Source organism: Shewanella youngdeokensis (assembly GCF_033180165.1).
Classification (GTDB): domain Bacteria; phylum Pseudomonadota; class Gammaproteobacteria; order Enterobacterales; family Shewanellaceae; genus Shewanella; species Shewanella youngdeokensis.
In genome coordinates this window covers 1332834-1347004 of the sequence record NZ_CP136522.1, presented here as the reverse complement: position 1 = coordinate 1347004, position 14171 = coordinate 1332834, and the positions used below count along the sequence as shown (strand labels likewise).

The window sequence follows — 14171 nt, the reverse complement described above, 5'->3', positions numbered from 1 at the left end:
AGTTTCTTTTTGTCATCAATTAAACGTTGGCATGAAGTTTATTTTGGAAAGTAATCAAGATGATACTGTTCACATAGTAATTTAAAGTTACTCGATTTAACAATTTGCTCTTTTAACTCTGGTTCAATATCTCTTCTTTTTCGGGGGGTAATGCTATTGCCTTTTCGGCCACTATCTCCTGTGACATTAAAAACATCAAACAGGAATTGAAAATCATCATAGAAAGGCAAATCCAGGGTTTCGCACATATTTGCTAATTCTTGTTGAGGTTGATTTACAAAGTCTTCGTAGAAGAATATTTTTGATTTTTCAAATTGAGATAAAAATTTTAAAACTCTGTCACAATATGAATCAAAATCATCTGGCTGAAAATGCAACCACCAGTTTTTCTTTAATGATGCATATGCATCAATTGGGTTTCTTAATGTAGCGATAGATTGGATGTCAAACTGTTGTTCTAAGGTACTCACTACTGTTGAACTTGTTGCGACTTTATCGCCTACACAAAAATCCGAATGGCTATGGTCTCTTAATATCAGTATGCCCCCAAGTTGTGACACATGCTCATAGGTAGCTGTTATTGCATTGGTAAATATTTTTTTTGCTAGCTTATCAGAATGAGGGAAGTTAGCCTGCTTTGCCAGTGTCGCAATGTCTGATGGTAAAAACTGAGCGCCATTCTTTGGTAAATGACGATATGAATGTGGGTGAACCTCACTCAATAAAAATGCGTTAGGCATTGCTGAAAAACACTTCGATATTAACGAACCGCCACTGCAAGCAAGATGATGAATGACCCTTAATACTGGTTTGTCATTTTGATATTTAGCGCATACTTGGTCGCACTTAGCCAGCAGTGAATCGGGCTGGCTAAAATTAATGAGCTTGGCACCACTGGGCAACGCAGATTTAGGATCCGCAGGTTCTATGACCTTTGACTCATCAATTAATGATAAAGAGCGCTCAAGTTCGCTTAATAAAGCAGTTAGCTGACTGTCAGACATTGCTTAGCCTCTTGTTTGCTTTTTTACTGCGCTTTTTTGACTTGTTTTTTTTCGCCTTACTTTTCACATTACTTTTGTTATTTTCAGTTAAATTACTGCTGGTTGATTCATTTTCTGTGTGTTCAGTCGCCGGCGTTAATAGCGAAACTGAATTTGTTGCAATATTTACGTCTTCCGCGCCCTTCAACTCTGTAGCTTGTAACTGTAGTTGTTGGTAATAATTCGCAGCCTGTTGCAGTTTAATGCGGAGCTCTTTAATTAGTTCGACTAGCTGCTGCTCGTTATGATGTTTTTGCTGATATTTTTGCCTTAGTTCATCTAAATCAATTTGCGCTTTTGCTTGAAGCTTTTGCCCTAAATCAGCACTCCTTTGGCGCTCTTCAAGTTGACGTTTACCTTCTTCAACCTGAACAACTAGAGCCTCAGCCCATTTTTTGTTTTCATGGTGCCAATGGGTTTGCTCATCTAACTTAGATGATAATTCGGACAACTGCGCTTGCAACTGGGCCTTTTCAGCCTCGCAGCATTCCTGCTGTTGGTTATTTGCTCGCGTTAATTGCTGGTGTTCAGCTTGTAGTGCTTGATATTGCGCATTAGCCTGCTGAGCTTGCGCATCAAGTTCGGACAACTGCGCCTGCAGCTGAGCCTTTTCAGCCTCACTGCATTGCTGCTGTTGGTTATTTGCTCGCGTTAATTGCTGGTGTTCAGCTTGTAGTGCTTGATATTGCGCGTTTGCCTGCTGAGCTTGCGCATCAAGTTCGGACAACTTAGCTTGCAACTGGGTCTTTTCAGTCTCGCTGCATTGCTGCAGCTGGCTATTTGCTCGCGTTAATTGCTGGTGTTCAGCTTGCAGTGCTTGATATTCCGCATTTGCCTGCTGAGCTTGCGCATCAAGCTCGGACAACTGCGCTTGCAGCTGGGCCTTTTCAGCCTCACTGCATTGCTGCAGTTGGCTATTTGCTCGCGTTAATTGCTGGTGTTCAGTTTGTAGTGCTTGGTATTGCGCTTTAGCCTGCTGAGCTTGCGCATCCAGTTCGGACAGCTGCGCTTGCAGCTGGGCATTTTCAGCCTCGCTGCATTGCTGCAGTTGGCTATTTGCTCGCGTTAATTGCTGGTGTTCAGCTTGTAGTGCTTGGTATTGCGCGTTTGCCTGCTGAGCTTGCGCATCAAGCTCGGACAACTGCGCTTGCAGCTGAGCCTTTTCAGCCTCGCTGGCTTCCTGCAGCTGGCTATTTGCTCGCGTTAATTGCTGGTGTTCAGCTTGTAGTGCTTGATATTGCGCGTTTGCCTGCTGAGCTTGCGCATCAAGCTCGGACAACTGCGCTTGCAGCTGAGCCTTTTCAGCCTCGCTGGCTTCCTGCAGCTGGCTATTTGCTCGCGTTAATTGCTGGTGTTCAGCTTGTAGCGCTTGATATTGCGCGTTAGCCTGCTGAGCTCGCGCATCAAGCTCGGACAACTGCGCTTGCAGCTGAGCCTTTTCAGCCTCGCTGGCTTCCTGCAGTTGGCTATTTACTAGCGTTAATTGCTGGTGTTCAGTTTGTAGTGCTTGGTATTGCGCGTTAGCCTGCTGAGCTTGCGCATCAAGCTCGGACAACTGCGCTTGCAGCTGAGCCTTTTCAGCCTCGCTGGCTTCCTGCAGTTGGCTATTTGCTCGCGTTAATTGCTGGTGTTCAGCTTGTAGCGCTTGATATTCCGCATTTGCCTGCTGAGCTCGCGCATCAAGCTCGGACAACTGCGCTTGCAACTGGGTCTTTTCAGTCTCGCTGCATTCCTGCAGTTGGTTATTTACTAGCGTTAATTGCTGGTGTTCAGTTTGTAGTGCTTGGTATTGCGCGTTAGCCTGCTGAGCTTGCGCATCAAATTGGGACAACTGCGCTTGCGACTTGTCTTTTTCAGCAGTTAAACACGCTACTTGCTTTTGCGTTTGGGTGAGCTCACTTTCTAAGCGAGCAATTTCGCCGCAAATATTACTGAGCTCCTCAACAGCTTGTGTTTGATACTCGGCATGGACTTGTTCTAATTGTGCTACTTGCTGTTGACTAGCAACAATTTGTTGTTGCCCTGTTTGCAGTTTAAGCTCAAGATTTGTAATTTGCTGCTGTTGCGCCTGCACCTGCCCAATACTGTGAATCAAGTGATGGTTGGCTTTAAATACAAGCTCTACGAATCCATTAGCAGCATCGCTGCGGTATACACAATCATAATACTGGTTAGTAAGGGTTGAAATCACGTCACTCGCTTTGTCACCGCCTTCATACATTGGCTCAACGCTACTTCGCACCGCAATCAGATCAAACTGAGTTAGTCGCTCAGTAGTGGCTGCTGCTAATATGGCGTTTTCAACCCCTAAGGTTTCAATAACCAGTAGGTTTAATCGCGGTGCCTCGGTAACACTTTTGGTAAAGTGTAATTGATCAATCAATGCGTTTAACGAGCTGGTCTGGCTAATTTCAGTTTGCTCAGCAACCGCTAAATTCGGTAAATAATCAATAATTTTGCTTGGCACAAGCGTCGAACTATAACGTGGGTTATTACAATGATTAAAGCTATTAATTGCAGATTCATTTGGCTGAACTAAACAATTCAACACACTCACACTGGCTGTCTGTTTGAACTTTTTGCTCAGCTTATTGCAATAAGCACTATGCGCATCAACCAGTACTACTGCGAGTGGAGACAATATGCCAATCGTTGACCATTCGCTACAACGTCCAGCTCCAAGGTGCAGCACATTACCTAATTTGGTATTAGGTTCAATAAGTAAATTCTGCAAATAACTTAGCATTCGTTTAGCTCTTCCTTATGTACTGATATGTAATGTCACTGTATTATTTATGTAGGGCGCTTACTTAGTAGCTTAAACCAGTCAAACATGGCACCAAAGATTTGCGCCCTATACTGTGTAACAACTTCAGGCTCTGAAGTATCCGCTGGCATAATTGACTTGTCCTCGGCTAACTTTTCAGCCTTGTGTACTACAACACCCAATATGGCCTTCGCTATGCTATTAATGTAGTTTTCAGCAGCATTGCAATCACTTGGCACAACATTTAATTCGGGCACAATAGTTAAATTAACACCTAACCTTTTAGCCTCTCTCGATAACCATGACTCACCAAGCAATATCACGGGCTTATTCAATGCCGCGCATAACCACAAAAAACCTGAACTTTTATCACTATATGTTTTGGCGTTATAGGGTAATAGTACAACTTCAGCATCAATTAAGTGTTGTATTAACTCGCTTTGGTTCCAAAATTGGTTATAGAGACTAAAATTAGAATATTGTTCAGCTTGTTGACTTAACTTAACCAAAGCTTCAGCTATTTCTGGATACTGCCAGCTTATTGTATATTGCACTTGCAATTGTAATTGTAATTGTAATTGCGGCGAATTATTCGCTAACACATCTACAAGTTCAGGAACTAAATTAATACCTTTGTTTTGCTTTGCATCGCCACTATAAAGCAATACTGTTGCGACTTGATTAACCTTATTGGATGCTATTTGGGTATTTGCAAGCTGCGCCCAGTCCAGCAAGTAGCACGGATGAATGGGTAACGGCTTTGGCATTTGTAGTAACTGCTGATACTGAGTCGATAGCTCTTTATCGCTAGCAAAAATTCTAACACATGCGTGACGAGCCAAACGCCGAAACCCATGATAAAACTTAACCCGCTGGCTTAAATTTGTTGTTGAGCCTTGATGGTTAATGCCTGGATTATACATTGCACAAACAACATGTTGTGCATCTACTGTATGTTGACCATGCTGCTTACTATCAAGCATTGAAAGCGCTATAGATAATGCGTTGGCGTGTTCCCAACTTAAGCAGGGGTAAAAAAAGAGCGCTTTGTTAACTTGCTTTTGTTTAGTCCGGCGATACTCATATTCGTCATAGTAAGCCAAAAGAGCTTTAAAATACTCACGGGCTAACTTATTAATGTATGAGTTGGCATCTGCAATGGTATTTTGTTTTTCAAATAATTGATAAAAGTTGGTTGAAAATAAAAGTTCAACTTCCATTTTGCCGGCACACTCGTCTGGCATTAACTGCTGAGCCAAACGCTGGTCTATTGCTGTATGCGCGTATATTTTAACCCTTTTAGGGGCGCTTGCGCCCCCTTGAGCAAGCAACTCCTGTAGCGATGTTGCAAAACCAGCATGATGTCCGCCAAGCTCCATTAATCCGGGGTCAATAACCGCCAACTCATATGCCATAGTAATATCGTACCCCGTTACTGATTAATATTACTTATCTGCACTTTGCAATGGGGGTTCATTTTGTTCAAGGCTCTTTATCTCATCCACTTTGTAGAAAACGTCTTGTTCAAAAGATTCCACAACTTGAACCGGCTGGTGCTTTAGTGAATATAAGCGGTTACCAATGCCTTCCCACTGTTGCCATGACCTATCGAAGACAACTTGCTGCTGATGTAACTTGCCAATAAATGCCGAAAAATTATTAATCAAATGCCCAACTAAAGATTGGTCAGCTGGAGTTAAGTGCTCAATACCTTGTATTTCAAGCGTATCGCTTACGGTATTGATTGTTAAAATCAATTTATCGCCAAAATCATCCGATGCTTCAGGTGGCCACGCTTGTAATGGTGCCAAACCGTTGGCGAGCTCTCTAAACTCAAGTGAAAATTGATTCGCAAACACTGCTTCGTCGGTAATTTCTGTAACAGATGCTTTTATGTCAAATTGTTCAAAATGACGCTCACCAATTAATAAGTTGTCAAATGTTAACCACAGGTGTTCATAACCCTCTGTTCGCATCTCTTCTTTAAGATTAATCGCGTCGAAGCTCATCCAATCTTTGGCTTTACTGGCTTGCGAGGCCAACTGGTAAGCATTAACACGCCAGTGTCGTAATGAAGCACTTGATAACTCAGCAAGGTTTACCAATGCGTCGTCTGCGGCCAAGTAATGGGCTAAATTATTGGCAATACTATTAATTAGAATTCGATCACTACTATTGAGTCGTTCAAACAAATAGTCTTGTTCAGCCTTTAAAGGCCCGGAAGGTTGAGGATAATAAACAACATAAGATCCATACTCATCACTGTATTTGTCGTGCCACTGTATGTAATCAGCCAGCTCATCGGTAGGCCTAAACTCAATTCCTAAGCACCCCGAATTATTCACCAACTTACAACGCAAAGACTCAAAAAGTCGGCCATCAGCTAGGGCTAGGTTATTTAGCTGTAACTTTAACTCATGGTAGCCATCTGTATCGTATTGCCCAAGCAAGTCAATGCTATTAATAGAAACATAGCTAAAAGCTTGCTCAATTTTAGCCATTTTATTTGGCGTTAACTTGTCCATTGATTTTTCCTGCTCTATAAATTTTTGAAAATATATTTCAAGCTCTTCTTGTAATTGGTTTATCTGCAATAACGCAATTTCATTTTCAGCATCAGTATTTGCCTTTAGCTGTAACGCTTGCTGCAAATCACTTCCTAGGCTTTCAACCGTCTGAGTTAGTGCTTGTTGTTTTTGAAATGTTTCTTCAAGTTCTGCTTGCAGTTGATTTATTTGCAATAGCGTAATCTCTTTTTCAGCATCAGCATTGCCTTTAACCTGTAACGCTTGCTGCAAATCACTTTTTAAGCTGTCAACCATTTGAGTTAGTTCTTGATTCTTTTTAGATGTATTTTCAAGCTCTGTTTGCTGTTGATTTATTTGCAATAGCGTAATTTCATTTTCAGCATCAACATTTGCCTTTGCCTGTAACGCTTGCTGCAAATCACTTTTTAAGCTGTCAACCGTTTGAGTTAGGTCTTGATTATTTTTAGATGTATTTTCAAGTTTTGCTTGCTGTTGATTAATATTCAACAATGCTTTCTCATTTTCAGCATGACTACTGACTTGTTCCTGCAGCAGCTGCTTTAAATTACCGTCTTGACTAGCAAGCTTTTGGGCCAGTTCTTGCCTTTCTGAAAACACCTCTTCAAGCTCTGTTTGCAGTTGATTTATTTGCAATAGCGTAATTTCATTTTCAGCATCAACATTTGCCTTTGCCTGTAACGCTTGCTGCAAATCACTGGTTAAGCTTTCAACCATTTGAGCTAGTTCTTGATTATTTTGAAATGTATCTTCAAGCTCTTCTTGCAGTTGATTTATTTGCAACAAAGCCACTTTACTTTCAGCCATCAACTCAGCATTTAGATTGCTAACTTCATTTAACTGCTCTTCAATACCTTCTGAATTCGCTATAGCTTCTTGTTTTTGCTTATTAATCACTGCAGCTTCTTGCAGTTTCACATTTAAAGAGTCAAGTTCCACTAATGCCTGTTCATGCTTAATAACTAGATTGTCATAATCAGATGATAATTTAGCGTTATGTTCTAGTTCATTTTCAAGCTCGCTTTGCGATGTGTTAAGGCTATTAGTTAACTGTTGCAGTTGCGCATTTGCATCAAAATTGATGGCATTAATTGACGCTAGTTCATCTTGCAGCTGAGTCAGTTGCAGTGTGAGTAGCTCAACTTCTGATAAATGACTTTGATTAAGCTCTGATATTTTTGTGTGCAAAACTGTGTTTTCAGTTTCTACATTTGCCATTACAAGCACAAGTCTTTCTAACTCATGTTTATTTGTAACATTAACCTCATCTAATTGACTGAGTTCAACACCTTTGTGCAGTAAAGATTTATTAAGCCGTTTTGCCTTTAACATTAAATTACTAACTGCACTTTGAAGCTCAATAAACAAACCACTTAATGCCACTTGCTCTAATTGGTTAAATTCTGATAACGAAGTAATAAAATCAGTTTGTAGCTTTAAGTCATCGTACAGTTCTTCTAACAGCTCTAATTGCTCTGAGCCAGCAAAGGCTGTTTCCCCAAGATAAGTTACTAGCTGTTCAGGTAATGACTTTTCTAATATATTAACACTCTGAGCATCGAGCTTAGAGTCAATTAATGTTCCAATGTAGTCAATAAACGCTTGTGGGCTTGTTATGCATTCACCAATATTAAACAATGTTGCCATTGGCGATACTTGGCGGTAGACCTCACCAAGCAAGCGAGCTTGTTGTTGCCATTGACTAAAATGTACCTCAAACGCTTTGGCTGTTATCGGGTTATTAGATATATTGGCTAGATAGTGTGTTGGCCGCCCATAAAACAGAAGCCATTTTATGTCACTCTCATGACTAGAAGAGACACCCGCCGCCAACTCACTTGTAATAACACCAAACGGTAAAGTAATAAAGTAGTCATTCTTCGTACAAAAAGTACCTATATCAGTTAAGAGTTTAGCGATTTGTTTTGAACTTGCCGCTAATGATATTTGCTCAACAAGATGGGCAACCTCATTATTACTGGTAATATCTAACAAACCGGCAGAATTAAACTGCTGAGGTAGTTGCTCCCAAGATGAATTAACTAGGCCAGTACAAATTAATAATGACATATTGTTCTCAATTTATTCTCTAACATCAACTTACCATAAATGACTTATTGGCGTGCAAAAAGTAACTAGCACCCAAATACACAACAGCTATATAGCAGGTAAAAAGCGCAACATTTTTAGCTAAAGTTTAACTACAGCAAAATGTACTGTAGTTAATCAAGGCAGCTAAATAGATGTCACTTTATCTAGCACCTGCAATACGTAATTTTTTGCAGTTTCTTCAGTGCGAGATTCCGCATAACAACGTAACTCAGGCGCATTGCCTGAAGGTCTTAAGTGAATGATATCTTGGTTAGACAATGTCATTCTTAAGCCATCAGTACTATCCAATTTAGCAATAGTTTCTTGTTGAAACCCTAGACGTTCTAGTAACGTTTGTGGATTTTGTTGACCTTGTTCAATGATAGCGATACTGCGACTAGTGGCAAAATCTTTGATTCTGTCACTTGCCGTCACTCGGCGAGGCAATGAGCTGACTAAATCCACTAAGCTACTTTTTTGCGCTGCCACTAAAACCACGATAGCGGGTAACAAAGCATCTCGCGTAGGTAAGCTATTAATCAGTGTGTTGTTTAATGAAACATCTGACCCCAAAATAAAACCACCGTTAGCTTCAAAGCCCGCGACAGACAAATATTGCTTACTTAGAGGCTCAAAAGCCGCAATGACATAAGGCGAACCAATACGAGTTCTTGTGACGGTAGAAAAATATTGGCTGAGTTCGATCGCCGTATTACAACTAACAGGTACTGCTAAAGCTTGTATTTCTAATTGAGACGCACAAAGTAAACCGAGAATATCACCTCGTAACCAAGTGCCATTTTCATCCGCTAATAAAGGCCGGTCACCATCACCGTCGGTTGAAAAAATTGCATCTAAATTAAACTCTTTAGACCAATTTATTGCTTTTTGGCAATCTTGTTCTGACACCGCTTCGGTATCAATTGGAACAAATGTATTTGTCCGCTCAAGAGAAATGACTTCAGCACCTAATTGCTCAAAAACTTGTGCATATAAGTCACGGCCAGCACTTGAATGCTCATAAATACCAATTCGTTTACCTAGTAGCGGTTTGTTACTATAAAGGCTGGTATACCTTTTGACGTATAGCTCTGTGGCGCTATTGTCTAAATCCAGCTCTTTAATGGTATCTATTTGGAAAAATGACGCATTTACATTAAGAATTGCAAGCTCGTCTTGTTTGCTAATTTCACCATCTGGTCGGTAGAACTTTAGCCCATTGCGATCAAAGGGAATATGACTGCCTGTGACCATAATACATGGAATGCTTTGCTGCATTGCCGCATACGCTAGACCAGGGGTTGGTAGTACACCATAATAGATGACCTCAATATCGAGCTGCTCTGCGGCTGCTGAACAAGCTTGTGCCATTGCGTAGCTGCTAGGGCGGTTATCAATTGCAATAGCAATTTTATTAAATTGGTAGCCCACCTTCATTACATTAATAAATGCAGCAGTGAAGGCAGCACATACGTCGCTCGTAAAATCGACCACTAGCCCTCTTGCGCCGCTGGTACCGAATTGAACCCCACTGTTGGCCAGTATCTGCTTAGTATTTAGGATTTGTGCTGCCATTATTATTTACCTACTCTGCCATAACGGTCTTCAAATCGAACGATATCGTCTTCACCCAAGTAACTGCCTGACTGCACTTCTATAAGCTCTAGGTCAACTTTCCCCGGATTTTCTAAAGCATGAATAACGCCAACTGGAATATAAGTTGATTGGTTTTCAGTTAATAAAATATCTTTATCACCATTAGTCACTTTGGCTGTACCAGAGACAACAATCCAATGCTCAGCGCGGTGATGATGCATTTGAACACTCAGTTTTGCACCAGGCTTTACCGTAATTCGTTTAACTTGATAGCGCTCACCATTATCAATAGAGTCATACTTCCCCCAAGGGCGGTAAACTTCTCTATGATGTTTAAACTCACATCGACCTTCAGCTTTGAGCTTATTAACAATTTCTTTGACGTCTTGAACCTGATCTTTAGCGGCAACTAACACGGCATCTTTTGTTTCAACAATGATGACATCATCAAGCCCTACCGTAGTGACTAACCGGTTAGTTGCGTGAACCAAAGACCCTGATGTGTTATGTAACACAACATCGCCATTGACAGCATTTTGGTTATCATCTTTTTTATCAATTTCCCACAATGCAGACCAAGAGCCTAAATCGCTCCAACCAGCATCCATTGGCACCACGACGGCATCAGTGGTTCGCTCCATTATCGCGTAATCGATAGAGTCATCTGGTGAATTTAAAAATGCTTCCTTACCCGCGCGAATAAAGTCTAAATCTTCTGTTTTTTCATTGTAAGCCTGCTCACACGCTGCATAAATCGCTGGAGAAAACTCTTTGAGTGATGCTAGATAGACACTGGCTTTAAACATAAACATACCGCTATTCCAGTAGTATTCACCACTGTCAATATAGGCTTGAGCCGTTTCAAGATCAGGTTTTTCAACAAATGCATTAACATCAAAAGCTGTATTTTGTAATTCATGACCTCGTTTGATATATCCATAACCTGTTTCAGGTGCATTAGGAACGATACCAAATGTGACTAACTTATCTTGTATTGCCAGTTCAATCGCATTTATAACCGATTGTTCAAATGCTTTTTGATTGTCAATAACATGATCTGCTGCCATTACCATCATTAATGAATCTTGTTTAGTAGCTACAATATCAAATGCTGCTAAAGCAATAGCTGGAGCCGTATTTCGCCCTGCAGGTTCAAGCATAATTCTCGCCCCTTTGTAATTAAGGGCCCTAAGCTGTTCTGCTACCAAAAAACGGTGATCATCGTTACATAACAAAATACTATCATCACTTGGCAAACCCGCGGTACGTTGCACTGTTTGTTGTAACATGCTGACGTTAGAAGCAAGCGCTAAAAACTGTTTTGGAAAAAGTGAACGACTTAATGGCCAAAGGCGTGTTCCTGAGCCACCGGCCATAATTACGGGAGTAAGTTTCATTATATATTCCATTTTTTAATTTTAATATTCTGAGTTATTTCTGGTAACTACCATCTAAAATTGATTGCCACCAACCACTATTATCAAGAAACCAATCTAAGGTCTTTTCAAAACCGGATTCAAAATTTTGAATTGGTACATAGCCAAGTTCAGTATTAGATTTGTCAGCATCGATAGCGTAGCGTTTGTCATGACCTGCGCGGTCTTCGACAAAGGTTATTAGCTGCTCAGCACAACCAGCGATCACTGACGTTGCTTGTGGAAACTGAGTTGTGAGTTCCCGTGAATTAGCAAACTTAGCATTCATTTTATTACAAATAAGCTTAACAATGTCTATATTGGCCCATTCGTTATTACCACCAATATTATAATTTTCGCCTACGCGCCCTTGTTTCAAGACTAGCTCTATGCCACGGGCATGGTCTTCTACATATAACCAATCACGGATCTGTTGACCATCACCATATACAGGTAGCGGCTTGTCACTAAGGATATTGGTGACAATAAGTGGGATCAATTTCTCGGGAAAATGATACGGTCCATAATTGTTCGAACAATTAGAAGTCGTCACCTGTAAACCATAAGTGTGATGATAAGCGCGTACTAAATGGTCCGATGCAGCCTTACTGGCTGAGTACGGCGAATTGGGCGCATAAGCAGTGTCTTCTGTAAATGCCGGATCTGTCGCACTTAACGTACCATATACTTCGTCCGTACTGACATGGTGAAAACGATGGTCAACGATTGGTTCGCCTTTTAATGTAGGTTGTTCAATCCATATTTTTTTTGCTGCTTTAAGCAGGCTGTAAGTACCTAAAATATTGGTCTCGATAAATGCATCAGGACCGGTAATCGAGCGGTCAACATGAGACTCAGCTGCAAAATGTACTATGGTAGTAATTGAATGCTCATTTAATAACAGTTCAACTAACTCCGTATCACAAATATTACCCTGAACAAAAGTAAAATTAGGGTTATCAATTACTGGGTCAAGATTTGCTATATTACCTGCATAAGTTAGTGCATCTAATACAACCACTGTATCGTTAGGATTATTGTTTAACCAGTAATGAACAAAATTAGCCCCAATAAAACCGGCACCACCTGTCACTAATATTTTTTTATTATTCATATTTAAACTCTGAAATTAAAAACCTTAGATTAATTTTTAAAGATGCTAGTGTGATTGGTTAGCAATATATTCATCTAACATTTTACATAGCTGTTTACGCCAGTGCACTGTGCTTATTCCGCAAGCTGCTTCAGCAGTTACTTTGTCTATAACGCTAAAGCTAGGTCGAGCAGCAGGTGCGGGGTAATTTGCTGCAGGTATGGCTGATAATGGTATAGCGCGAGTTAGTAACCCTTTTTCAATGCCCAGTTCTTGAATTGCTACAGCAAAGTCAAACCACGAAGCAACTCCGGCATCAGTCCAGTGCAACAACTGTGCTTTATTTTCCGGGTTGGTTTTATTTAACTCAATTAAGCCCCAAATCATTTTTGCCAGCCCTTTGGCCCATGTTGGAGTGCCAACTTGGTCGTAAACAATGCCTAACTTTTCTCTTTCAGCCATCAACCTCAGCATGGTCTTAACGAAGTTATTACCATTAGCAGAATATACCCAGGCTGTCCGTATAATGGTAGCTTGATTACCTAATATATTGTTTACCTTAATTTCGCCCGCTAACTTTGAAGCGCCATAAACATTAATTGGGTTCGGCGTGTCGTCTGTTTGGTATGGCATCGTTTTGGTGCCATCAAAAACAAAGTCTGTCGATACGTGTATTAACTTGGCATTAATATTTTTACACGCTATAGCTAAATGCTGGCTGCCAACCTCGTTAACCGCATATGCTGCTTGTTGCTCTGTTTCGGCTTTATCAACTGCGGTGTAAGCCGCAGCATTGATCACGATATCTGGCGACTCAGCCATTAACACTTGATTAACTCGGCCAAAGTCTGTGATATCAAGTGCAATGGCATCGAAGCTAACAAATTCAATACCATCAGGAGTTGTTTGCTCAAGCTCCCATGCTAATTGACCACCGCGGCCGGTTACTAACACTTTCATAGATTTACCTGTTTATTGCTACAATTGTGTTATTAAAATACACTTCAGCTTAAGCCTGATATCCACAGATTTAAACCGTACAATGGAGCGTCAAAAGTTAAAATTTTGGAGCTTGTTCAAATGATAACCCCTGCTCATCTTTTAAAGATAATACAGGCTGTTTTCTACCAACCAAGGGCCAGTCAATATTAAGTGTTGGGTCGTCCCACTTTAGTGAAATTTCCGCTGTTGGATTATAAATATCGGTACATTTATATACAAACTCAGCTTCATCACTCATCACATAAAACCCATGAGCAAAACCTTCTGGTACCCATAGTTGACGTTTATTTTCAGCCGAAAGTACTACCCCAACCCATTGACCAAAGGTGCTAGAGCTTTGCCTTAGATCGACCGCAACGTCAAAGACTTCACCACGGGTAACTCTGACCAACTTACCTTGGGTGTTTTCTGTTTGAAAATGTAATCCGCGCAAAATACCATGACTTGATTTACTATGATTTTCTTGAACAAATTCGCGCTCAGAACAATGTTCATTAAACAAGTTTGTTCTGAATGTTTCCATAAAAAAGCCGCGTTCATCACCAAACACTTTTGGTTCTATGATTTTTACGTCAGGTATTGCTGTATCTATAAACTTCATAATCTGTCCGCTTTGAT

General features: G+C 40.7%; 9 protein-coding genes. All 9 read right to left on the bottom strand.

From position 1 onward, the window contains the following. Positions 1-38 precede the first annotated feature (38 nt). The 9 genes from RGE70_RS05715 to rfbC all read right to left on the bottom strand — a co-directional run bounded on the left by RGE70_RS05715 (position 39) and on the right by rfbC (position 14154). Positions 39-1004: a sulfotransferase family protein gene (locus tag RGE70_RS05715; protein WP_310470569.1), complete on the bottom strand. Its 966-nt coding sequence runs from the start codon at positions 1002-1004 to the stop codon at positions 39-41. After that, on the bottom strand, positions 997-3789 hold the full coding sequence (locus RGE70_RS05710) for a coiled-coil domain-containing protein (protein WP_310470568.1): 2793 nt from the start codon (positions 3787-3789) through the stop codon (positions 997-999). Before RGE70_RS05710 ends, RGE70_RS05715 begins: the two co-directional genes overlap by 8 nt. A gap of 47 nt (positions 3790-3836) precedes the next feature. After that, on the bottom strand, positions 3837-5225 hold the full coding sequence (locus RGE70_RS05705) for a hypothetical protein (protein WP_310470567.1): 1389 nt from the start codon (positions 5223-5225) through the stop codon (positions 3837-3839). A 30-nt stretch (positions 5226-5255) separates the two neighbouring features. Continuing rightward, positions 5256-8426 (bottom strand): coiled-coil domain-containing protein, encoded by a 3171-nt coding sequence (locus RGE70_RS05700; RefSeq protein ID WP_375087905.1) that lies wholly within the window; start codon positions 8424-8426, stop codon positions 5256-5258. A 165-nt stretch (positions 8427-8591) separates the two neighbouring features. Beyond that, positions 8592-10022, bottom strand: a complete 1431-nt coding sequence (locus tag RGE70_RS05695) for a phosphomannomutase (RefSeq protein ID WP_310470565.1) — start codon at positions 10020-10022, stop codon at positions 8592-8594. A gap of 2 nt (positions 10023-10024) precedes the next feature. After that, positions 10025-11440: a mannose-1-phosphate guanylyltransferase/mannose-6-phosphate isomerase gene (locus RGE70_RS05690; RefSeq protein ID WP_310470564.1), complete on the bottom strand. Its 1416-nt coding sequence runs from the start codon at positions 11438-11440 to the stop codon at positions 10025-10027. Positions 11441-11474: 34 nt separating this feature from the next. Next, positions 11475-12572, bottom strand: a complete 1098-nt coding sequence (gene rfbB / locus RGE70_RS05685) for a dTDP-glucose 4,6-dehydratase (protein WP_310470563.1) — start codon at positions 12570-12572, stop codon at positions 11475-11477. A 45-nt stretch (positions 12573-12617) separates the two neighbouring features. Further along, on the bottom strand, positions 12618-13511 hold the full coding sequence (gene rfbD / locus RGE70_RS05680; protein ID WP_310470562.1) for a dTDP-4-dehydrorhamnose reductase: 894 nt from the start codon (positions 13509-13511) through the stop codon (positions 12618-12620). 97 nt (positions 13512-13608) lie between these two features. Beyond that, positions 13609-14154: a dTDP-4-dehydrorhamnose 3,5-epimerase gene (gene rfbC, locus RGE70_RS05675; RefSeq protein ID WP_310470561.1), complete on the bottom strand. Its 546-nt coding sequence runs from the start codon at positions 14152-14154 to the stop codon at positions 13609-13611. Positions 14155-14171 lie beyond the last annotated feature (17 nt).